Below are 20,571 nucleotides of genomic sequence, written 5' to 3'. Positions count from 1 at the left end.
AGTAACTAAAGAGACAAGATATACCCTTAAATTTGTTATAAAGACCTTGGGATTATAAGTTAATATAAATAGAAGAACATTCCCTAAGCATAGGCATATGATGTTTTTATAAATCTGTGAAGGGAATGAAAAAAATGTACTATGTCGCTGGTATGTCTGGTATGTATCCATATTAAAATCAATATCATTTTGATCAAGAATTTAAAAAAGAAATTTGTGGAAAGAAGATTGAACTGATACATGATCCCTTTCAAGTTGGTAAAGACATCCAACTGACTTTTAATATTGAAAAGGAGATACCTGAACCGTATCTCGGTGCACTAGGTCATGTAGTTATTATTGATGATGAACTAAAAGAGTTCATCCATGTTCATCCTATTTCGGATGAGGAAACAGTTTTTGTAGCTCATTTTAGTAAGCAAGGGATTTATAAACTTTGGGCTGAATTTAAATTTGATGGAGAAGTTAATAATTTCCCTTATGTTATTGAAGTTAAATAGTAGTAATTATGTTTGAATATGTAAAAACAGAGTATCTAATTTCGTTACATAAAGGGAAAGAGTTAGTGTTTTAGATTTTGTATACGTAAGAATTAAATAACACTTAGGAATTAAAAATGATATTAAAAGGAGCTGAAATAAATCAGTTTCTTTTTGATAATTCTCCATTTTTAACTTAGATAAAAGGATCTTTTGTGAACTATTTTAAAGTTTTCGAAGCAATCTATTTTTTTGTTGCTTTAAATACTCTATAACCTAACTTCTCTGAATAATCCATCATCATTCGGCTATGAGTGTGTAAAGTTAATTCGATTTTGGGATTTAAAGTATACGATTCATTGAGATCGGTTTGATCTTCTTGATCAAAAGTATACTCTAACAGCTCTTCAAGAATAGAATTTGTTTTTAATATAGTAACCGTTTCAAAACCAGCCTTTTTTATTGCATCAATCCATTCATCTTCTGAAGGTATTAACTTTAAATTATAAAACTTGTTTATTTCTAATATTTCTTTTGTACTCAAGGAACTTTCTTTCGCCATTTCAATACAAAGTAATGAACCACCAGAATTAAGAACCCTATAATATTCCTTTAAAGACTTCTCTAAATCACCAAAAACAGTTGAAGATTCTGCAACAACCCAATTAAAATAACTATCCTTAAAAGGTAAATTTTCAATATTACCCTTTACCAATTTAACAGTCGTTTCTTCCTCTTCAAATCTTCGGATAGCTTTTCTGATCATTTCTGGATGATTATCTACTGCAATTACGTTGTATCCTTTTTTTGCCAGAAAGGAAGATGTTTGTCCAGTTCCGCATCCAGCATCAAGCACTTTTGCACCTGGATTAATCTTTTCATTTTCAAATAACTGTTTTGTAAGTGTGAATCCTCCTGGATGTGCTCCTGATATCCCACCATATGCTAATGCATCTTGATACTTGAATGTCACTTTATGCACCCCTAGATCTATATTTAAATTTATACATGTGTATGCAAGTGTAGAAAAAAAGTGCTAAGTCCTTAAAAATAGATGAATTTAAAAGTGTGAATATCAACTTATGCCCTGTGCTATTTAATTATGCAATTTTAAAAGTATGGACATAACCTATTGTGTATCAAATTATAAATGATTGGTGGGTGTAAGAACGTTGTCCATTTCACGGTATTATCATATGTGTCAAAAAGGCATAGGAAGACCTGTACAAATTAGAACGTTTGACGGACAGTTGCATAGAGGGGTAATTGAGAGGGTGACGCCGAACAAAGTTTACCTTCGACCACTTAGAAGAACTCCCGACTACGGGGGATTTGGTTATGGATATTATGGAGGAGGATGGGGTTGGGGTTTAGGCTGGGGACTTGCTCTCGGTGCAATAGCAGCCCTAGCATTTATCCCATTTTTTATTTAAAAGAAAATACTGAAGCGGGTTATTAACTATTTAAAGAGATAGCTAGTTATTAAAATATCTTTCAAAAACATGTTGGCATTATTAAAAAAGGAGGTGATTAAAGTGAGCTTTGGATACGGAAAATTTGGATGTGGCGGATATGGCTATGGATATGGTGCAGGATACGGGTATGGTTATGGTGGCTTTGCCTTAATTGTTGTTCTTTTCATCCTATTAATCATTGTAGGAGCAGCATTTATTTGTTAATCAAGAAGGTTAACAATGATTAATTGATATAAGGGGAGATAGTCATCTTCCCCTATAACAATTATCCATTTGAGTTGCATTCATTTCTAAAAGAACATATGAGTGATACCTGAAAGAACTGTTATACGAATTACTTAAAGCTAATATTAAATTATGCATCATAGTGCAAAAGTATCTACAAAGAATTTAATCCTCTAAAAAATCTAATGACCATGTAAGGGAACATGAAATAAATGAGGGTAAGTATCCGAACCTCCAGAGACTACCGTGGTTCCTGATCCTTGCTGATATGCACCATAAGGATAAAAAGGATTATATATATATGGATTATAATACAAAAATGGTGAGTATGGACTAACAATAGGAAAGAATGGGAATGGACTGTAATATTGTCGAATCATTAGTTTCATTCCTTTCAAAATAATAAACATATTATAAATACAGGAATAACAACTTAATCTTTAGTCGTTATTTCTGTAATAAGTACGTAAAATCAAGTGTGATAAGCACCACTTATCTCATCAATCAAATCCCTGTATAATTTCATGCAGACATTGCAAATCTACGACATTCCTGTGCACAATGTAAGCAAATTTGACCACATCTTTGTGATAATTCATCTGGGTGTTGTAAGCAATGATTTCCACAAACTTCACAAATCTGTGCACATACTGAGGCAATGGTTTTTGCAAAATAGCTACAACGGGCAATATACTTAGCAGTTAAAGTACATATATCAGCACAATCTCTCAGTAATCTTAATTGCTCTCTTCTATGGCTCGAACCTTCCATTTGTAGAATTGAATACTCGGTATATTCACAAACGGCTTCACAATTTTGAACAGTTTCTAATAATCTGTGATGGGACATATGGCTTTGATCTTTATGATGTGACATGTGACTTTAGTCCATATGATGAGACATATTATAATACATTTCAATTCCTCCTTAGATTTTAAATCTGTGACACAAATTCATCCTATGTGTAGATGCTTGTCTATGATCTAGTTATTGATCCATTTTCTGTAAAAAAAGATATGGAAAAGAAAATCAATGTATTCTGACAAATAATAGAATGGAATAAAGAGCTAGAAAGAGAAATAGCAAACATGAAGGCAATTGAGTTAGAGGAACTTTATCGGTTGTATTATGTGCAAAAGCATAAGAGGATTGAGCTTTTTGGAAGTCAACTTGAGCAAATTATAACAGAGCTTAACAAAAGGGACCTCTCAGAAGTACAGACAGAGAAACTTTTGGAGCTTAAATTAAAATATTTGGATTTCCTAAAAAGGGAGGAGATAGAATTAACACTGCAAATAGAGGAAGAGATGGATTTTGATCAAACCCTAGCTAGTTTTAATAAATCTATCAAAGTATTAAACTTGTAAAATTTTAATTAAGAAGGTCTAAATTTAAATACCAAAACAGGTCTGTTTTTGAACCATTCCAGTGTTTTAAATAAAACAGCTTGGAGGAATACGTAATGAAAAATATAGATCAGTATCCGGATGTATTAAATGTTGATGATATTCAAGAAATTTTAGGTATTGGTAGACGTCAAGCTTATGAGTTAGTATCGTCAGGGCAGTTTCACTCAGTGAGAGTGGGTAAAAGAATAAAGATCCTAAAGGCAGTTTTTGTCCATTGGCTTTATGGTACAGAATATACTAAGGAAAAGATTAACAAATTACAATAAGTTATTGATTATGTCAGTGGTTTATATATATATTTGAGGTGGCATACTGTCACATCTCATATAAGTAGTTATGAATTTGAGATGTGCTGTAATTAAGGCACTCTCTTCTATTAAAGTGCTATTCCGTTCTATACGGCATTAGCACTTTATATTTTTAAATTGAGGAGAGATGAAAATGAAAGGTTCTGTAAAAAAAGAAGGGAAAAGTTGGTACTATGTATTCTCCCTTCCGAATGTTAATGGTAAACGCAAACAAAAAAACAAAGAGGATTTAAAACTAAAAAGGAAGCTCAGAAAGCTTTAACAGAAGCTATAAACTCAATTAATCAAGGAACTTACATTGAGCCATCAAAGATCCAATATAAAGAATACTTAGGTCAATGGTTTTCCACTAAACAGAAGAGTATAGGGGATCAAACAGCAAAAGTTTACCAAAACTATCTTCAAGCTAGAATTATTCCTATACTAGGGAAGTATCCAATATCAAAGCTTACTACAATGGAGCTTCAATCTTACATTAATAGTTTGAGTGATGAGGGATTAAGGAGTGCCACGGTAAAAAAAGTATATGAAATTATTAGAAATTCACTTGAACACGCAGTGGACTTTGAATTACTTCCTAAAAATCCTACTTTAAAAGTTAAATTACCAAAGGCAAATAAAAAAGAAATGTACGTATGGAATGAAGAAGAAGTTAATTGTTTTCTTAGAGAAGTAAAAGAAGATCCTATGTATATTGTTTTCCTTTTGGCTTTAACAACAGGAATGCGACAAGGTGAAATCTTAGGATTACGATGGAAGGATATTGACTTTAAGAAAGGGCTTTTAAATATAAAGCAAACTCTAAGTCATGACGGAAAGAAATTTATTAGTGGTGCGAAAACGAAGTCTAGTTTAAGGACCATTAATTTATCTAAGTCTACAGTGAATTTTCTTAAATAGCGTAAATTAAATATATCAAAGGAAAAGCTTGGTTTAGGATCTATTTACGAAGATCTTGATTTAGTTGCATGTACACAACATGGAACACCACTTAACCCAGCTAATGTAAGAAGAACATTTAATCGATTAATTAAATCAGCAGATGTTCCTCAAATCCGTTTCCATGACTTAAGACATATACATGCTACAATGCTTCTTTCTAAGGGGATAAATGTTAAAGTAATCTCAGAACGGTTAGGTCATAGTAATATAAAAGTTACTCTCGATACCTATTCACACGTTCTTCCGTCTATGCAAGAAGAAGTAGAAAGGAAACTAGATGAAATAATAAATTAAAAGCTCTTGTGACCAAAGTGTGACCAAAAGGTATTTTTGGCAGTTTGAATGGTTAATAGAAAAAAACAAATAAAAAGGAGAAACCCTTATATATCAAGGATTTCCCCTTTTCAATTAGCGATGGAGAATAGGGGGCTCGAACCCCTGACCTCAACGCTGCCAGCGTTGAACATACGATATATAGACGTCAAGTCAACCGAAAAGTCAACTATACCAACGATAAATCAACACGACAATTCAATTACGATAAGTCAATTATATCAATAGGCGTTGTTATCTGCAACAATTAAAGGCGGTTATATGCAATTAACGAACGGTTGCCCGAAAGGTCGAAGATAATTTGCTTGTAGGGCGATTTTCTAACACTAAAAAAGACGGAATCAATGTCCCGCCGCTAAAACATTTCATTATATAAACGATTTCCCGCCGTTTCTTTTATTACGTTGATATCGTTCCACGCTTCCAGATATCCGAAGGCGTCCCCGTTCGCCGCCGCTTCTTTCATTTCAACAATTGTTTGATCGACGATCTTGTCCAACGTTTCATTTTCGGACATTGCTTTGACCGAATTCAAAATCGGTTCATACGTCGCAACGGCTTCGTCAAGAAGTTCTTGCGGATAATAACCTTGTTCAAACGTTTCATATAAACGTAATTCACCGAAAGGCATATGGCGAAGAATGTCTTGCTTCTTTCCTTCAACAAGATATTCGATTGCTTCCGCATTGTCCGAAGTCAACGACCGATCAATCGGCGGTTCTTCGTTCCTTTCGATTGACTTAGTATATTGATTGGCTTGTTTTTGTAGGTCTTCCGTGAAAAACGTATTTTTCGGATAATTCTTGACCCGTTCAATGAATTGTTCTTCGTTAAAATTTTGAACGACTTCTTCTTTCGTTGGTGCGTCCGCTTTCGTGACCATGTATCCCGTGACGATACTTCCCCCGACAATAAGCGAGCCAATTCCAAACAATAATTTTTTCATGTCACGTTTCCCCCTTGAATTAATTTCCTTTTTAACCGTAACATAGATAAGTTTGTATTTTAAGGGAAATTATTCAAGGCAATAAAAAACCGCCAACCCTTTTATGAATTGACGATTTCTTCCCTATATGCGGTTAACTTTTCGATAATGGTTTCAACGTTGGATTCCGACTTTGCTAATTCGTCCAAGAATGACGTTGATTTACTTTTCGGGTCAAGCGATTCTTCACGACTGAAATCTAACTTTGACAAGATCGTCAATGCGTTGTATTGATGAATTCGTTCAATCGGTGTTCCCGCTTCGAATCCGAATTCTTCAAGATTGGCGGCTTCCCCTTCGTTTACAATGCGGATATGGGCTTCGATTGAATTTCGAAGCAAACGGTCTTTCAAATATTTCTTCAAAGTGACACGTCCTTTCGGAATTAATTCAAAGTTGTTTCAAATTGATTCCCGTCTTGAAAATCGTCGTCCCACGTTATAACGATTTCAAACGGCGGTGCGGTGCTTCCTGCAATCATCATTAGCGTTTTCACCGTTTGACCCGCATTTATTTTCGAAGGCACGTTGTCCATAAGCAAATTTACCTTTCGCTTTGAACCGTCACCTTTCCGATCATAGTTGTAAAATTCGACTTGAACGTTCCTTGCTTCGGCTTCCCCGACATTTTGAAGAATGAATTTGTCTTGCATACTTTTCGAACCCATTTCTTTTATCCGATCAACCGAAAATTTCGCCTTCTTTTTTGATTCAAGACGTTCCTTTTCTTTTCGTTTTGCAATTGTTGTCCGTTGGTGATTAAGGACTAACGCCCAAATGCCAGTCATTGAACCAACAATCGCAAGTCCAAAACTAATCCATTGCACCCAAGTTGGCAAATCTATCAATCTTCCTTTCAATAATAGTATCAATTTTCTTCCATTTCCATTGTACCAAAAACCCCGAAGTTTTCAAAAACGTTGTGAAAAAATTTAATAGCGATTTTCATTTTAGGCAAAGGTCGAATCCTTTTCGAAGTCAATGTCCATTGTCCGACGTTGGTGTCATGGTCATGACCCCGAAGATATGGATTTGATTTCGTATATCTGAAAATCAGCTTTCGAGCTGAAAGGACGCCCCCATTCACCCGTTGCCCCCATACGCAATTCCCGAAGTCGATTCCTTTGCCAATGTCGATTTAATGCTTCGTCCGTGTCGTGTTCTATTTCCTTTCGAATGTATTTATTCATTGATTCCCTATCGTTGTTCTAATCGCTTGTAAGACGTTTGTATCTGTTTGTCCTTCGCTGGTTACAATCCGACAATGATTCCTATTACAAGACGAATTACAAAAGGTTATTGTTGCCGTATATAGGGACGTGGGTTCACCCGTTGTTGAAAACGTGTCACTTAAAATTGAATCGGACATTTGATGATTTCACCCGAATATAAAAGCCGATAGAACCAACATTTTGAATGTACGATTTTATAAATGAGTTCGACCAAATCGCCCAAAATGGCATTGAATCAAGGAATCCGATGTTTTGAATGTACGAAAATAGAAAGATTCATACATTCGATAAGACAAGATATTCGTCCATTACAACCGCTTTACAAAATAGAAGGACGAACGGATTCGTGAATCAAGAACATTAGATGACGACGAAAAGATGACCCGCTTATTAGGTAGGGAAGGTCAAAAACGTAATGTAACGATAATAAGTGAAGCGGGTCTTTATTCCGCAATTATGCGAAGACGTAAACCCGAAGCGAAACAATTCTAACCGACAACCGTAAATCCATATATGCCGAAATGGTCGATTTGAAACGTGATTATATGTTGCTGGAATCGGGGGTGTTCAAAACTTCACCCTAGCGTTATATATACTTTTAAGAGTTAAGGTGAATATTTGAAATCAACGTTAATCAGTCGTCCAATGTGGCGGCTTTTTTCTTTGCGTAAAAAAAAGTTAAAAAATTTTTCCTTGAATGCCCCAATCTTGAATTCTTAATCGAACTAATAAGTGAGCGAAGCGAACATATACTATCGTACTAACAACGCAACCTTCGCCAAACCTACAACCGTATAGTCTACAACGTATAGATTAACGTATCCAAGCATTATGGGAAGGCGGCTTCATATCGTTACAATCCCCGAAGCAATCGCAAGACCTTCGCCCGATCAATTGCGACTTCCTTCTATTGTTGTTGTCTCGAAAGTTTTGAAAGTCGGCACACGAAAACCGCATTTTCCGAATCCCGTATGAAAAACGAAATCCCAAACGAAGTCCCATTCGAACCCCTTTTTGTAGTCATTCGAGTTTATTTGTACCCCTTCGAAGCAATGTCAAACGCCCACAATCGACCCCAAATCGTTCAAATTTACCTTCTGAATACAAATACATACACTTCGCTTAAATGGCGACAAATCAACGTTTTGAAGGTATTCGAACCCCCCTTTCGAAATGAGTTCCGAAGTCCATTCCGAGTAAATCGAAACCCTTTGGAAGTATTGTCGGATTTATCTATTAATCGTTGAACAACTATTTGTCTATCGAACCCCCGATCGGGAAAATGTCGCAATTGACGGACTTCCGCTTTTTAAATTTCCCTTCATTCTACCGTCACAAAACGTCACTAGTGTTGCACAGATACACGTGTAAGACAAAAACAAACGGGGGGTTATCGGTTATGAACATTCAAGTAGATTTATTCGAAGGGGAACTTATTTATGCAGATATGGCGGTGGCTATGCTTATTCAAAACGGAATGTCGAAGAAGGCAATAAATGAAACGTTAAAGCCGCATAAAGTCCGCATAAAGGGCAACGGGAACACTCGATTCATTCCACTTGCAATTGTTGAAGCGATAATCAATCCGAATGAAGACCCAATCGAAGAAGAAGAATCCGAAGCAACAAACGAAGATCAATTCGAAGGCAACGAAGAACCATTCTTCCTTCACGAAGACGCAAGCGACGCCGATCTTATTCGGGCATTTTATGAATCGGCTTCAAATGACGATTATTGTTCGCCGTTTTTATCGGGAATGGCTCGAATCTTGAAGACTTCGCCGAAGAAGTTGTTCCGAAGACTCTCTAAATTGTTGCACCCCGACACGACGACTATACATGTTGAAGGTTGGGAAATCGGTGTATTGAAAGAAGCACAACAATGGTGCGAAGAAATGGAATGTTACGAAACCGAAGCAACCAACGAAGAAGAATTCGAATTTTTTAGTGATTCCGAAGAAGAAGAAATCAAAGCACGACGCAAGCAACGCAAAGAAAAAGTCGAAAGTGATGGCGTTCAAAGTTTCACCGACTTCCTTAGTAAATATAGAGAAGATATTCACGACGCAACTTGTGGTGAAAAGAAGTCGTATCGAAAATTAGTAAAGTTGTTGCACCCCGATTCGACGCCGTATAAACATCTTGAACATGATCGGTTCTTCAAAAAAATGCTTCAAGGCCTTATCGAAATGAATCGTCAAGACGAATGAAAGGGAATGGGTCTTTATAGATAAAACAATATTCTTTTTTGCAAGGCGTCACAAAACGTTGGAATTGATCCACAGATATTCATGTAAGACGAAAAGCAGCAATCGAAAATAAAGACGTTTTTACCCTTGTTGTAAACTCGTTCTGTTCAATTATTACTTTGAAGCGGTTAAATGCTTCGTATGACTTCAAACTATTTTCCCCAAAATAGCGGTCGTTGCGGCTTCGGTCGCTCTTATTTTTTACATTAAAACTGTTCATTGAACAAATAGAAGGGGGTTTTCATCTATGAAACTAAACGGGGATATCGTCAAATTACTTCGAACAACGAAGGGGATTGACCAACGGACATTATCGAAAGGGACTTCGATTTCACAAACGGCAATATGTTCGATTGAAACGGGGAAAATGCCGATTTCACCAAAGAATGAACAACGATTGATTCGGTTCTTCGGGATTAGTGAAGCGGATTTGATCCATGCAAATAATATTGTCCAAATGTCGAAAAGATTCAAATAATCACAACAAAAAAACTATGCGAAAGGAGGAATCGACCAATGTTTATTAGAGAAAACGAAATTATCAGTTTGACACCGCAAAATGAAAGTGAAGCGAAATTGTTGAAGTATATCAAACGAAAAAACGGTTGGAATATGAACACGCAATTCAATGACTACAAAATCAACGGTGACGGAACGGTCACAATCGACTTGATAAATGGTCTTAAAACGACGCTTTCATACGAAGATTATCAAAGTATTAATTCAAAAATTACCATAACGTCGCTTAAAAATTTGGCGGGGGGTTTCTATGCACAAATAGCAATCGAAGGGAAAACAATGCCTTTGCACCGTCACATAATGCGTCACGAACTCGAAAAATATGAAGGATTCAAAGAGGAAACGGGATTGTCTATCGTGGTTAATCATATTGATGAAGATTCCTTGAATAACACGCCCGAAAACTTAGAAGTCGTGACGCAAGGCGAAAACACTCTTAAAAGTCATTTGAATCATGCACGGGGGTTCTCAATAACGCCAAATGGGAAATTCAAGACGAAATTGTCAATGTATAAGTATATCGGGACGTTTGATACAAAAGAAGAAGCACGTGAAGCATATGTCAATGCGGTCAATGCGGAATTGGAACGGTTGGAAGCAATCCGAATCAATTGGTTGATTAAAAATGGTCGAATTGCGGGGGTGCAATAATTATGTACGAAAATATTTATCGTGAACGCAATCAAACGTTGAAATTAGCAAAGGAAATGTCAGCAAATCAATTTTCAATGCTTTTAGTCATTGCGGTGTTTGTTGAAGAACACGGTTTGAACAATATTCATGCATCGAAGGAAGAAATCGCCCGTTGTGCGGGATTATCCGCTTCATATGTCCCGAAGGTTATCAAAGCATTGTTGGACTTCAGAACAAGCGAAGGTGAAGCGGTGATTGAACGAATTGGGGTCGACCGATATCGAATGTTGAAGGCGTCGGGAATCGTGCTTGAAATTCCGAAGGGGGCAAAGATTATCGGTTCAATATAAAGGGTTCACGGGGACGGCTTGATCGTCGTTCCCTTTATATAAAAATAATGCAAAGGGGCGTGTTGGTTATGTAATAAGCACCGACAAAACGGGGGGAAATAGGATGTTAGCTTTGGGGAAGTACGGAGAATTATTCGGTAAAACTGAAATTGACAAATCAAAATTAATTATCGCAAGGGGCGAAGACGTAAGACATTTTCTTGTAATGCCCGAAAATGATCGTGACCATTTTTGGCGAAGATTAAAGACAAGATTCCCGAAAAGGGGTCGTCAAAAGATGGTCATAATGTACGAAACTTTATACGAGATTCACTATCAAGATGAAGGCGACGATCCCGACAATCAACAATTTACAGCGGGTGTTGCACGATACTACAACGCAATGAAAGATTCGGAAGACCCGAAGATTCGCAAGAAGGTCGCAAAGATTCCGTATATTGGGGAAGATGAAGACGCTTTGTCGGTCATGGCGAAACTATTACAACAAAATATATTTGCTTCGGCGGTCAAAATCATTCAAGACTTCGGTTTCTACAAATATGGAATCGTGGCGGAAGAATTGGTTTCGGAATTCAATCTCGAATTGGTGCGGCTTGCAAATCAACCGTTGACCAATCCGATCTTTACATTCTATGAAACGTTGAATCAATCGTATATGTCACGGACAAAGGATTTCACAACGAGAGAATGGGGACACGAAACAAAGAATAAGCAACGACGATTTGAACGAAGGACAAGAAGTCTTGACGCAATGCTCGAAGGCGGGAAGGCGGCACAAAACGAGTTCCAAGCGGCGACAATTGCAAACCAAACCGACCCGACGGCACAACAAGCGGAATTGAAGGTCGTATTTGAACAATTGCTTCACGGTGACATATTGACGGACGAAGAAAAATCGGTCTTTCAATTCATGCTTCGCAATGGCGGCGAACCGTCTAATCGTGCAATCGGTCGTGAACTTGGTATCGAACACAAGAAGGTCAAGCGTATCCAAACAACTATCAAGTCGAAGATACAATCAACGTTTGGTGAACTACACGAATTGATATGACGGTATGTGAGTTAGGCGAATGTCTATGTTGTATTAATACGATGGTATATGTTCGCTTCGCTCACTTATTAGTTCGATTAAGAATTCAAGATTGGGGCATTGAATGAAAAATAAATTTAAAAAACTGTTTGGGGTGTGCTTGAATGGCGAAAATTGTGACCATGAACGGCGAAAAGAAAATTGTTGCAAGGCGTCCGAACGGTGTGATCGAGTTCCGATCCTATCAACCGAAACGTGCCCGTGAATTAATGCGGCAATTCGAAGAAATGGAAACAAATCGGGTTCAATCCGTCCGAAAAAGTTTCCAATTAGTATAAACAAAATAAAGGGGGTTTTACTTATGACAAGCGGAAAATATGATCGAACTGAATTACATTTACAAGGAACGGGGCAATATTCAACAAATATGCAACAAGCGGCGGAACTTCTTGCGTTGCCTTCACGTGGCGGATTCACGTTGAAAGAAATAAGTGACAAATCTTCCATATCAGAACGCCAGCTTCGCACTTGGAGAAACGATCCACGGTTTCAAGCGTTGGTTGCTCAAAAGACACGACAGAACGTCAAGGAAGTCATGCCCGACGTCTTGAACGTGGTTATTCAACGAGCAATGGAAGGAAGCGGAAAACATGCGGAATTAATAATGAAGTACGAATCATTGTTGACCGACAAGCACGAAATCACGGCGAATATGCCCGAAAACGACCGTCGTGATCTTTCTGAATTTGATGAACGTGACAAACAACTTGCGAAAGATTTGGAAGAATTAAAAGAATTGATCGACGAAGCAAAAGGGGAATCGAAAGATTAATCATTGATATATCAATTTCGATGATTCGCCTTGTTTATGACCCGTTTTCTCGAATTGTGTATAGAACGGGTTTCTTGGTCGGGATTTCGTTTGACATTTTGGTTTCCTCCGAAATGGTAAAGAGTGCGGCTTCCTTCGTTGGGGGTCGCCTTTTATTTTACCTATCAATTGAATTCTATATTTCGAAATAAATAAAATACCAAATAAACGGGGTGATTCAGATGAAAACAAAAATAAACGGTGAAGAATTGCGATTGATTCGCACATTACGAAATGCCCGTGTCATTGACGTTGCAATCGTGATTGATCGGTCTGCAAGTGCGGTGACTTATATTGAAGCTGGGAATCGTTCACTTGACGATATCCAAAGTCAAGCGGTGTTGAAGGCGTTCAATGTGGACGAAGACCTTCTTTCGTATATTCGCAAAACAATCAAACTATCAAAAATATAAAATCGGGGTGATTCGAATGTCATTACGAAGTGAAGGTCAACTTTTCGCATTGATCGGACTTGCAAAAGAAAGTCTCGAATGGATAGCAGCGTGTACTATTGAGGACGATTTGATTTGCGAACTTTACGACCACAATATCAAGTTGATTTGTCGATATCTCAATAATTCTAATGTGGAACGTGAAATAAAACCCGTTATCGGTCGTTTACTCATGGAAGAAATCGACATTGATGAAGCGGGAAAAATTATAGAAAAGTTGGAAGTCACGGACTATGAATAATTATCGTGAATTCTTGCAAGCGGTCGAATATGACGATTTCAAGGATTGGAAAAAATCACAAAATAATGAAACCGAGAAGGAGGGCGAAATAAATGAAACTATTCAAAAATGAGAAGGTCGAAAAGGTCAACGAACAGCTTGCAAAATTAGAAGAAAAGCGTGGCGGCATTGTCAAGACAATCGAAGAAATGGAAGCGGCTCTTGAACAAACGGTTGAATTGTTTGCGCTGGGTCAAATATCGGATCAAGACCTTGAAGAAGCCAGCGACTTCTTAAAAGCACGTCGACAAGAACTATCGGAAGTTGAACGAATGATTGCAAAGGTCGGAAGCGTGAAAAAGAAGGTTGCAATCGAATCAATTCCGTTTATCCGTGAACAACGTGCAAAGAAGGTTGAATCCGCACAAAAGAACGTTGACAAGTCGGTCAAGGAAGCACTCGAAGCACGTGAATTTTACGTCCGTAAGTTGGCGGCAATTGGACAAGCGGCGAAGGAAGTCGACCCCGCAAACAGTCAATATAACGATTTTATGGAATCATTAGGACAAAATCGAAGTGATTTATCCGTAAATATTCCGCATGTCTTCCCCGAAACGGTCAAGGTCGGATTACACGTAAGTCAATTCCTTGAAATCGATTCGATTGGATTATCCAAGAAGACGCAAGAAGACGCCGTTAAATCGGGAATTCTTCCGCATTGGGTCGGTGATTCGAAGTGATTAGAGGGAAAATGAACGGTGTTCAAGTAGTCGCCAAGCAAGAAAAGTATCGGGAACGAACAATTGACCTTGTTGAATCGTTAATGTCGCAAGGTCTTTCAAAAGATGGAATTGCCGAAGAAGTCGGGATTTCGGGTTATGAAGTCGCTTCGGTTCAAAAGATTGTTGGACGAAGATTGAAGGAAGCAAACGGCAAAAAGATTAAATATCAAACGAATGAAAGGAGGTTTTTCTAATGCCAAAAAATAATCAATATGACGGTTTAAATTATCAAGAAAAGAAATATTCACCGATGGATTTAATAATTCAAGGGTATGCGGAACGTGGGAATTCACAAGCAAACACCGATCCCGCAAGCGATTCTTTAAAAGCACTTAAAGAACAATTCCAACGTGATCCGAATTCTTTAAATCCAATGCAGTTGTTGACGCTTGGGTCGTATGAATACAGTATCAAAAATCAAGAACAATCCGAGCAACAGCAACGCAAGGCGAATGAGTTCGATAAGGACAAGGAAGCGGAACTTGAAGCGGTTAAACAAGAAATGGAAGCCGCACAAGCGAAGTATCAAAAATTAATCGGGGGTGACGAATGATGGTAAAAAAGGAAATCGTTGCATTATTAATTGAAAGAGCGAAGGCGGGTGACTTTAACAGCGTAAATAAACTTTTTACACTTCTAAATAAAGACATTCCCGAAGATATCAAACGAATGTCACTCGAAGAAATTGAAGCAGAATTAAAAGCGATTGACGAACAATTGAAAGAAATAAGCGGCGGCGATTCCTTATGATGGGGCGTCGTCTTTTTGATATCACGGACCAATTGTTGAACCCGACAAAATATGAAGTTAGGGCGTTGGTTGATGATCGAAAGCACCACGCAAGAACATTGTTACAATACGACAAGACCAAAACGATCTTTCAAGTCGCAAGAATAACATTGCTACCAGTGGACGTTGTTAGGACGTTGGCGGAAGAGTTATCGGGGGTGAAATAATGATTCCGATTACTTATCGAAAAAAGACAACGGGTCGAACACGACTTGATTCAAGGTCTATGACCCCGATCAAAGAAGACGTCGCATTTAACTATTCACAACTACGTCAAGACCAAGACCGCCGTCAAACGTTCGGCGAAGCGAATACAAATAAAATCGCTGGAGGTGGAGATAGTGCCGAAGGATAACAACGAAATCTTGAAACGAATTCAAGCGTTGAACGAAGAAAGGGAAGTCAACGCAATCAATAAACGACTTGTTGAACTTCAAAATCAATTGTACGAAATGGATATCGAATCAATGGAGTATGAAATCAAACGGGGATTCCGCACCCACGAAGAAGCCGAAAAGGAACTTGCAAGACGTCGCAAGGACTACTTCGGGACGGGGTGACGAAATGTCAAAAATGTCAAACAATTATTGGAAAAATATTTGCATTACAAATGGCGTTCCGATCGAAGGATTAGGACACCAAGATATTGAAGTTCTTGCGTTACGGTCGCTTGGTTTAAAGGGCACATTGTCCGATATGAGATATAAATTTTACGTCGGACGAAATCCGCAATATTCATTTTTGTCGGACGCAATCGCAAAGAACGACCCGAATATAGAATAAAACAAAAATATAAATCTATTCGCAACGGCGGCTTCCCTTCGGATTTTCATTCGTGATCACCTTCAAGGCATGGTTGATTTGATCGAAGGGAATCGCCGTCATTGTGAAAAATAAAACAAAGAGGTGTTTTTATAATGGCTTATGATGCTTTATTAAATGTTCAACCAATCGAAGTAACGGGAATCGGAACTTTCGAAAATGATTATTTCAAAGGAAACGGATCGAAAGTATTCGGCGGACTAACAGTTTCCAACGCTTCCGAAGGGGCAACAATTGAAATCAGCGTTGAAGAAACAAACGACGGAACGAATTATTCCCTCGTCCGCACTATTGCAACGGATTCACAGTTCGTTCAAGAACCGTACTTTTCGAATGAAGTTTCTGAAAAAGTTCTTTCATATACGGGGAACGTGAACGACCGATTCAAATTCAGAACGAACGGGAAGTTCCGCTTCTCTTATAACGTTGTTGGAACGGCGACAATAGGAATCAATATCGGCAATTCTTAATTCACACGGGGGACGCTTTCGGGCGTTCCTTTTCATACATACACATGATCCACGGCTTCACCACGTAAGGCAGTAAAGTATATTCGAAATCCTTAGACGTCAACAAAACCCATTGAAACACCTTAGAATGGATTTATGCTTCCAGCCAATTATAAAAGAGCGGATTTTTATCCCTTGTAATCCTACGTTGTATTACTCCGAATTCACTTTTCAAGACCCCGAAGAAATACGACGAAAAGTTCCCTTTGATTCGATTCATTTTATACGACCATACAGTTGATTTAAATGCACTTTCGACCGCTTCGAATACATAGTTGTCTTTCAACGAAAAATTGACCGATTTCAAGGCATTATTCAATGCACGGGACAACGAAAGAATCTTCCGAGTTCCAAAGAAAGGTTTTGCAAGATCAACGAATTCCTTTTCAACAATTACTTCGGGAATAAGATCGTTCAATTGATCGGGGTCAATGTCGTCGATTTTATCAATTGATTTATTTTTATTTTCGTCGGCGGATTTGTTGTCTAATGTTTTTAAAGAAGTTTTTTGCTTAAAGCTAATTGGTTCGAAAGTTTCAATAACGTTCAAAGCGGCGTTATTGTTGGCTTCGTCGGCTTCGCATGATGTAACCGCTTGGTGTAACCTATCAATGCAAAACGGAAGGATTCGGTAAATTTTAACACTTGGACGCCCCGACTTTGTTTTTGTGCGAACCGAATCAATCACGCCCAACGATTCCAACTTCTTCAACGCCTTGTTCACGGTCTTGCGGGAATATCCCGTGTTTTTGGCGATTGTCGCTTGCTTCATGAACGATAATCCAACGCAACGCAAAGACGACCGTCCGAGCAACCAAAGGATGTCAACAACGGATTGCGGCAAGTCATGGCGAAGTTCTTCCGTATATTTGCGGACGGATTCGTCCATTTCGTCGATATTCTTAAATGATTCATGCTTTCGAAGTTCCTCAAAATTAATTGCCTTGATATCCATTGTTGACATTCCCCTTTGTTATCGTTTAGTTTTTCGATTCTGATTCAATTTCCCCGTAACTTGATTTAATGCCGAATATTTATCGTGTTGTTCTTTCAATGCTCGGTTTGATAAGTGCGTGTATCTCATAACCATTCTTAAATCGGAATGACCCAACAACAATTGTAAGTGTCGGATATCTCCGCCCGCTTCAAGAAACAAAGTTGCCGCCGTATGTCTAAATAAATGAGGGTGAACCCGTTTCTTGATTCCCGCCTTCTTGATATAGTGTCGCCGCAATTGATTTCTAAAATTATTAGGCGTCAACACTTCGCCATAATTCGCAAGAAAGATAAATTCCGAATCAAATTCTTCCGTTTCCTTGATAAGGTCTTTCAATAGTTTTGCCGTTTGTTTTTGTATTGGAATTATCCTTGCTTTTCGACTCTTTGCAATTGTCGCCCGAATAGTGACTGTGTTATTTGAAAAATCAATATGGGGAATCTTTAACGACAATGCTTCATTGATTCGTGTCATTGTATCGATTAATAGTGTCATTACAACGTAATCACGGAAGCCTGTGTATGACCGTTTGTCGGGGGCGTCAAGTAATCGTTTCAATTCTTCGGCGGTCAAGACGACAATTTCAGTATCCGTATATTTGACATTGTGAACGGCTTCAAACGGGTTGACGGGAATCTTTTCTTCTTCGGCAAGGAATCGGAAGAACGTCCGCAAAGTCTTCAAATAATCGTTGGTTGTCCGTGGGGACAATCCTTTCTTTTTGTCTTCGTCCTTCTTGAACTTGTGGTCTTCGAATTGAATATAATCACGAAGCAACCAACCGACGTAATCCCGAATCAAGTCAACGTCTATATTCCGAGTGTCACGCCCGACGCCGTGCCCGTCTAAATACTTGCAAAGATTCCCGTAAATAAGGCGATACTTTTCAAGCGTTCGTTTCGCCCGACCTCCCGCAAAACTTGCATTGTAATAGATTTCGAATAGACCGTCCAAGTCATTGTTTGAAGACGAAGGGGCGACGGTTCTTTCGCTTTTGACCCGTTTCCCTTTTCGTCGTTCCGAATGCTTTTCGACCATAACAAAAAACACGCCCTTTCAATACGATTGTTATCGTAAAGAATAGGCGTGTTGTTATCTGATTTCGTTTGGTGTTGTTATCTGCGACAAGTCAACGTGACAAGTCAACGAAATAAAAAACGCCATATCCGTTGATATGACGTTCTTTTCAATATCGTATGGAGAATAGGGGGCTCGAACCCCTGACCTCAACGCTGCCAGCGTTGCGCTCTCCCAGCTGAGCTAATTCCCCGAAAATTAATTACAAAAATTATTATAACGAGAAAAAGCCTGTGATGCAAGGCTTTTTTATGTTCTGAATGCAAAAAAATATTCCTTCTATATATAGAAGGAATATAGAAGGAATATCACTGCAGACTTCCAATCTCCATTCGTTTGACCCCTTCAATACGTGAAACGCTATAATATACATCCGTTATGTTCCTTTTGTAATCAACTGTGACAATGAGTCTGATCAAGTGATCTCCTTCCTTTAAATCTTTAATATGAAGACTTCTAATGGTAATTTTCTCTTTCTCAAAGGCGAGGAGGATGGAATCGAAATTCTCTTTATCAGAAACCCTTAACTGTAATGGGATTTCCTTTTGTCGCAGCTGTTTCGGCCCAATTACACTGAATAAAAAAGGGATAAGTTTTACACTAATAATGAGCATCGTTACTCCAGCTATCGCCTCTACATAGTACCCAGCTCCAACCGCGATCCCAACCCCGGCAGCACCCCAGATAAGGGCAGCGGTTGTTAAACCCGATATACTATCGTTCTCCCGGCGTAAAATAACTCCCGCACCAAGAAAACCAATGCCAGAGACAATTTGTGCAGCAAGACGAAGAGGGTCCATCGTGATGTTAATGAGATCATTATGTGGGAACTTATAAGCCGATTCAATCGATACAATCGTTAGCAAACAACTTACAATAGAAATAACCAGGCTTGTCTTTAAACCAACAGGCTTCCGTTTTAATTCTCTTTCAAGACCTATAACCATCCCCAACACAGCTGAAATCCCTAATTTAATTAAGATATCAAATTCTAAATAGCTCATCGCAATCTCTCTCTTTTATTAGTTTTTTTGAAGAAATGATTTAGGTTAGTTTATAAGACGGAATTTTTTGAAAAATAGATCAAATAAAATGTTTGTATTAAAATATAACACATTACATCATGTATAAGCACCTAATTTGTAAAAGGAGATAACAATGAGTCAAACAAAATGAATGAAAGAAAAATGAAGTTAAAAACTAAATCTACACAAGGCGTTATAGAAGGGATAATCGAATGATTACTTTTTGAGTAAAAGCTAGATAGAGAAGGTGTAACGATGTAAATAGATTAATATTTAAATCGTATAAAAAATAAAGTGGTCGGTGATGATGATCATAAATAGAAAAGTGATAGGGAAAATAAAAAAATGATGTATTTAAATAGCCCCTACTTAATTAAACGTGTAGGAGCTATTAATAATGTAAATGGTTATTTTAAGAAAAAACAAATGTGAATGCTGAAAATAAGAATGCTGAAACAACTGATAAAATAAAAGTTCCTCCTTGAACTTTACCTTCTGTGTTTGCTATTTTAATTCCTTCAATATATGCATATGAGAATAAAAATAATGTCATAATGAACGATAAGAATAATGCACCAGTTTGAAGCATGCTTCATCACCTTTCAAATTTAATAGGGTTACTAGAACTTATGATAGTTCTCCTAATAATATGATTAGTTCTATTTTATTGAGAGTGAGAGTGTTTTTGAAAAAAGTTTTTAAATTATATTGCAAACACTTTTTAGGCATGGTATATTAATACTTGTCTTCAAAACAGTTGTTAAAAAATAAAAAAGTTTTTTGCTGAAGTTGTTGACAGTGGTTAATGAGATGTGTTAAATTAGTAAAGTCGCTTATGAGGCGATTCAATAAATTGCTCT

31 protein-coding genes, 1 tRNA gene and 2 pseudogenes are annotated in these 20,571 nt (G+C 37.8%); 23 read left to right on the top strand and 11 right to left on the bottom strand.

Features of this window, described 5'->3' with window-relative positions; translation table 11 throughout:
- Positions 1-723 precede the first annotated feature (723 nt).
- A complete protein-coding gene (locus tag JMM81_RS20990; protein ID WP_256243502.1) occupies positions 724-1,452 on the bottom strand; it encodes a class I SAM-dependent methyltransferase in 729 nt (242 codons plus the stop codon).
- A 301-nt stretch (positions 1,453-1,753) separates the two neighbouring features.
- Here JMM81_RS20990 and JMM81_RS23220 point away from each other — a divergent pair, with 301 nt between their 5' ends.
- Together JMM81_RS23220 and JMM81_RS20980 are read left to right on the top strand one after the other, a co-directional pair.
- Positions 1,754-1,912, top strand: a complete 159-nt coding sequence (locus JMM81_RS23220; protein WP_375162427.1) for a hypothetical protein — start codon at positions 1,754-1,756, stop codon at positions 1,910-1,912.
- Positions 1,913-2,083: 171 nt separating this feature from the next.
- Positions 2,084-2,158 (top strand): annotated as a pseudogene (locus JMM81_RS20980) (YjcZ family sporulation protein); the annotation flags it as partial.
- Positions 2,159-2,701: 543 nt separating this feature from the next.
- Here the strand turns inward: JMM81_RS20980 and JMM81_RS23310 are convergent.
- Positions 2,702-3,028, bottom strand: a complete 327-nt coding sequence (locus JMM81_RS23310; RefSeq protein ID WP_483862178.1) for a four-helix bundle copper-binding protein — start codon at positions 3,026-3,028, stop codon at positions 2,702-2,704.
- A gap of 239 nt (positions 3,029-3,267) precedes the next feature.
- Here JMM81_RS23310 and JMM81_RS20975 point away from each other — a divergent pair, with 239 nt between their 5' ends.
- The 3 genes and pseudogenes from JMM81_RS20975 to JMM81_RS20965 all read left to right on the top strand — a co-directional run bounded on the left by JMM81_RS20975 (position 3,268) and on the right by JMM81_RS20965 (position 5,132).
- Entirely contained in the window at positions 3,268-3,546 is a 279-nt protein-coding gene (locus JMM81_RS20975; RefSeq protein ID WP_256243500.1) for a hypothetical protein, read from the top strand.
- A gap of 95 nt (positions 3,547-3,641) precedes the next feature.
- The gene (locus tag JMM81_RS20970) at positions 3,642-3,854 is read left to right on the top strand and encodes a helix-turn-helix domain-containing protein (RefSeq protein WP_256243499.1); all 213 of its coding nucleotides are present in this window, start codon (positions 3,642-3,644) and stop codon (positions 3,852-3,854) included.
- 175 nt (positions 3,855-4,029) lie between these two features.
- Positions 4,030-5,132, top strand: a pseudogene (locus JMM81_RS20965) (site-specific integrase).
- A gap of 394 nt (positions 5,133-5,526) precedes the next feature.
- Here JMM81_RS20965 and JMM81_RS20960 read toward each other — a convergent pair.
- From JMM81_RS20960 to JMM81_RS20945, 4 genes are all read right to left on the bottom strand, one after another.
- Positions 5,527-6,117 (bottom strand): hypothetical protein, encoded by a 591-nt coding sequence (locus JMM81_RS20960; RefSeq protein WP_256243498.1) that lies wholly within the window; start codon positions 6,115-6,117, stop codon positions 5,527-5,529.
- Positions 6,118-6,218: 101 nt separating this feature from the next.
- The gene (locus JMM81_RS20955) at positions 6,219-6,521 is read right to left on the bottom strand and encodes a hypothetical protein (RefSeq protein WP_256243497.1); all 303 of its coding nucleotides are present in this window, start codon (positions 6,519-6,521) and stop codon (positions 6,219-6,221) included.
- A 20-nt stretch (positions 6,522-6,541) separates the two neighbouring features.
- Positions 6,542-6,994: a hypothetical protein gene (locus tag JMM81_RS20950; RefSeq protein ID WP_256243496.1), complete on the bottom strand. Its 453-nt coding sequence runs from the start codon at positions 6,992-6,994 to the stop codon at positions 6,542-6,544.
- A gap of 347 nt (positions 6,995-7,341) precedes the next feature.
- Positions 7,342-7,524, bottom strand: a complete 183-nt coding sequence (locus tag JMM81_RS20945; protein WP_256243495.1) for a hypothetical protein — start codon at positions 7,522-7,524, stop codon at positions 7,342-7,344.
- Between the two features lie 205 nt (positions 7,525-7,729).
- On the opposite strand from JMM81_RS20945, the gene JMM81_RS23215 reads away from it, so the two are divergent.
- From JMM81_RS23215 to JMM81_RS20860, 18 genes are all read left to right on the top strand, one after another.
- Positions 7,730-7,879 (top strand): BRO family protein, encoded by a 150-nt coding sequence (locus tag JMM81_RS23215; protein ID WP_375162429.1) that lies wholly within the window; start codon positions 7,730-7,732, stop codon positions 7,877-7,879.
- A gap of 907 nt (positions 7,880-8,786) precedes the next feature.
- Positions 8,787-9,596, top strand: coding sequence for a J domain-containing protein (locus JMM81_RS20940; RefSeq protein WP_256243494.1), 810 nt, complete (start codon positions 8,787-8,789; stop codon positions 9,594-9,596).
- A 286-nt stretch (positions 9,597-9,882) separates the two neighbouring features.
- Complete coding sequence (locus JMM81_RS20935) at positions 9,883-10,113, top strand: helix-turn-helix domain-containing protein (RefSeq protein WP_256243493.1); 231 nt, start codon at positions 9,883-9,885, stop codon at positions 10,111-10,113.
- 38 nt (positions 10,114-10,151) lie between these two features.
- Positions 10,152-10,805, top strand: a complete 654-nt coding sequence (locus tag JMM81_RS20930; RefSeq protein WP_256243492.1) for an HNH endonuclease family protein — start codon at positions 10,152-10,154, stop codon at positions 10,803-10,805.
- 2 nt (positions 10,806-10,807) lie between these two features.
- Entirely contained in the window at positions 10,808-11,137 is a 330-nt protein-coding gene (locus tag JMM81_RS20925) for a hypothetical protein (RefSeq protein WP_256243491.1), read from the top strand.
- 103 nt (positions 11,138-11,240) lie between these two features.
- Positions 11,241-12,188, top strand: coding sequence for a hypothetical protein (locus JMM81_RS20920; RefSeq protein ID WP_256243490.1), 948 nt, complete (start codon positions 11,241-11,243; stop codon positions 12,186-12,188).
- A 143-nt stretch (positions 12,189-12,331) separates the two neighbouring features.
- The gene (locus JMM81_RS20915; RefSeq protein ID WP_256243489.1) at positions 12,332-12,505 is read left to right on the top strand and encodes a hypothetical protein; all 174 of its coding nucleotides are present in this window, start codon (positions 12,332-12,334) and stop codon (positions 12,503-12,505) included.
- A 23-nt stretch (positions 12,506-12,528) separates the two neighbouring features.
- Positions 12,529-12,999 (top strand): phBC6A51 family helix-turn-helix protein, encoded by a 471-nt coding sequence (locus JMM81_RS20910; RefSeq protein ID WP_256243488.1) that lies wholly within the window; start codon positions 12,529-12,531, stop codon positions 12,997-12,999.
- A gap of 221 nt (positions 13,000-13,220) precedes the next feature.
- A complete protein-coding gene (locus JMM81_RS20905; RefSeq protein ID WP_256243487.1) occupies positions 13,221-13,451 on the top strand; it encodes a helix-turn-helix domain-containing protein in 231 nt (76 codons plus the stop codon).
- Positions 13,452-13,467: 16 nt separating this feature from the next.
- A complete protein-coding gene (locus JMM81_RS20900) occupies positions 13,468-13,731 on the top strand; it encodes a hypothetical protein (protein ID WP_256243486.1) in 264 nt (87 codons plus the stop codon).
- 92 nt (positions 13,732-13,823) lie between these two features.
- Positions 13,824-14,450: a hypothetical protein gene (locus JMM81_RS20895; RefSeq protein WP_256243485.1), complete on the top strand. Its 627-nt coding sequence runs from the start codon at positions 13,824-13,826 to the stop codon at positions 14,448-14,450.
- Complete coding sequence (locus JMM81_RS20890) at positions 14,447-14,686, top strand: hypothetical protein (RefSeq protein WP_256243484.1); 240 nt, start codon at positions 14,447-14,449, stop codon at positions 14,684-14,686. The genes JMM81_RS20895 and JMM81_RS20890 overlap by 4 nt, the downstream gene beginning before the upstream one ends.
- Positions 14,686-15,045, top strand: a complete 360-nt coding sequence (locus JMM81_RS20885) for a hypothetical protein (RefSeq protein ID WP_256243482.1) — start codon at positions 14,686-14,688, stop codon at positions 15,043-15,045. The genes JMM81_RS20890 and JMM81_RS20885 overlap by 1 nt, the downstream gene beginning before the upstream one ends.
- On the top strand, positions 15,042-15,242 hold the full coding sequence (locus JMM81_RS20880) for a hypothetical protein (protein WP_256243481.1): 201 nt from the start codon (positions 15,042-15,044) through the stop codon (positions 15,240-15,242). Before JMM81_RS20885 ends, JMM81_RS20880 begins: the two co-directional genes overlap by 4 nt.
- Before the next feature lie 205 nt (positions 15,243-15,447).
- Positions 15,448-15,636, top strand: a complete 189-nt coding sequence (locus tag JMM81_RS20875; protein WP_256243480.1) for a hypothetical protein — start codon at positions 15,448-15,450, stop codon at positions 15,634-15,636.
- On the top strand, positions 15,623-15,841 hold the full coding sequence (locus tag JMM81_RS20870) for a hypothetical protein (protein WP_256243479.1): 219 nt from the start codon (positions 15,623-15,625) through the stop codon (positions 15,839-15,841). The genes JMM81_RS20875 and JMM81_RS20870 overlap by 14 nt, the downstream gene beginning before the upstream one ends.
- Before the next feature lie 4 nt (positions 15,842-15,845).
- Positions 15,846-16,064: a hypothetical protein gene (locus JMM81_RS20865; RefSeq protein WP_256243478.1), complete on the top strand. Its 219-nt coding sequence runs from the start codon at positions 15,846-15,848 to the stop codon at positions 16,062-16,064.
- Between the two features lie 134 nt (positions 16,065-16,198).
- Positions 16,199-16,573 (top strand): hypothetical protein, encoded by a 375-nt coding sequence (locus JMM81_RS20860; protein WP_256243477.1) that lies wholly within the window; start codon positions 16,199-16,201, stop codon positions 16,571-16,573.
- Positions 16,574-16,706: 133 nt separating this feature from the next.
- Here the strand turns inward: JMM81_RS20860 and JMM81_RS20855 are convergent, their stop codons facing one another.
- From JMM81_RS20855 to JMM81_RS20835, 5 genes are all read right to left on the bottom strand, one after another.
- Positions 16,707-17,567: a helix-turn-helix domain-containing protein gene (locus JMM81_RS20855; protein WP_256243476.1), complete on the bottom strand. Its 861-nt coding sequence runs from the start codon at positions 17,565-17,567 to the stop codon at positions 16,707-16,709.
- Positions 17,568-17,585: 18 nt separating this feature from the next.
- Complete coding sequence (locus JMM81_RS20850) at positions 17,586-18,563, bottom strand: tyrosine-type recombinase/integrase (protein ID WP_256243474.1); 978 nt, start codon at positions 18,561-18,563, stop codon at positions 17,586-17,588.
- A gap of 243 nt (positions 18,564-18,806) precedes the next feature.
- Positions 18,807-18,879, bottom strand: a tRNA-Ala gene (locus tag JMM81_RS20845).
- A 115-nt stretch (positions 18,880-18,994) separates the two neighbouring features.
- On the bottom strand, positions 18,995-19,690 hold the full coding sequence (locus JMM81_RS20840) for an MgtC/SapB family protein (protein ID WP_256243473.1): 696 nt from the start codon (positions 19,688-19,690) through the stop codon (positions 18,995-18,997).
- A 433-nt stretch (positions 19,691-20,123) separates the two neighbouring features.
- Positions 20,124-20,300: a hypothetical protein gene (locus tag JMM81_RS20835; protein ID WP_256243472.1), complete on the bottom strand. Its 177-nt coding sequence runs from the start codon at positions 20,298-20,300 to the stop codon at positions 20,124-20,126.
- Positions 20,301-20,571 lie beyond the last annotated feature (271 nt).

The organism is Bacillus sp. V3B (assembly GCF_024494465.1).
Taxonomy (GTDB): Bacteria; Bacillota; Bacilli; order Bacillales; family Cytobacillaceae; genus Bacillus_BD.
The sequence above is the reverse complement of the archived record's forward strand: the minus strand, read 5'-3'. Positions and strand labels throughout refer to the sequence as shown.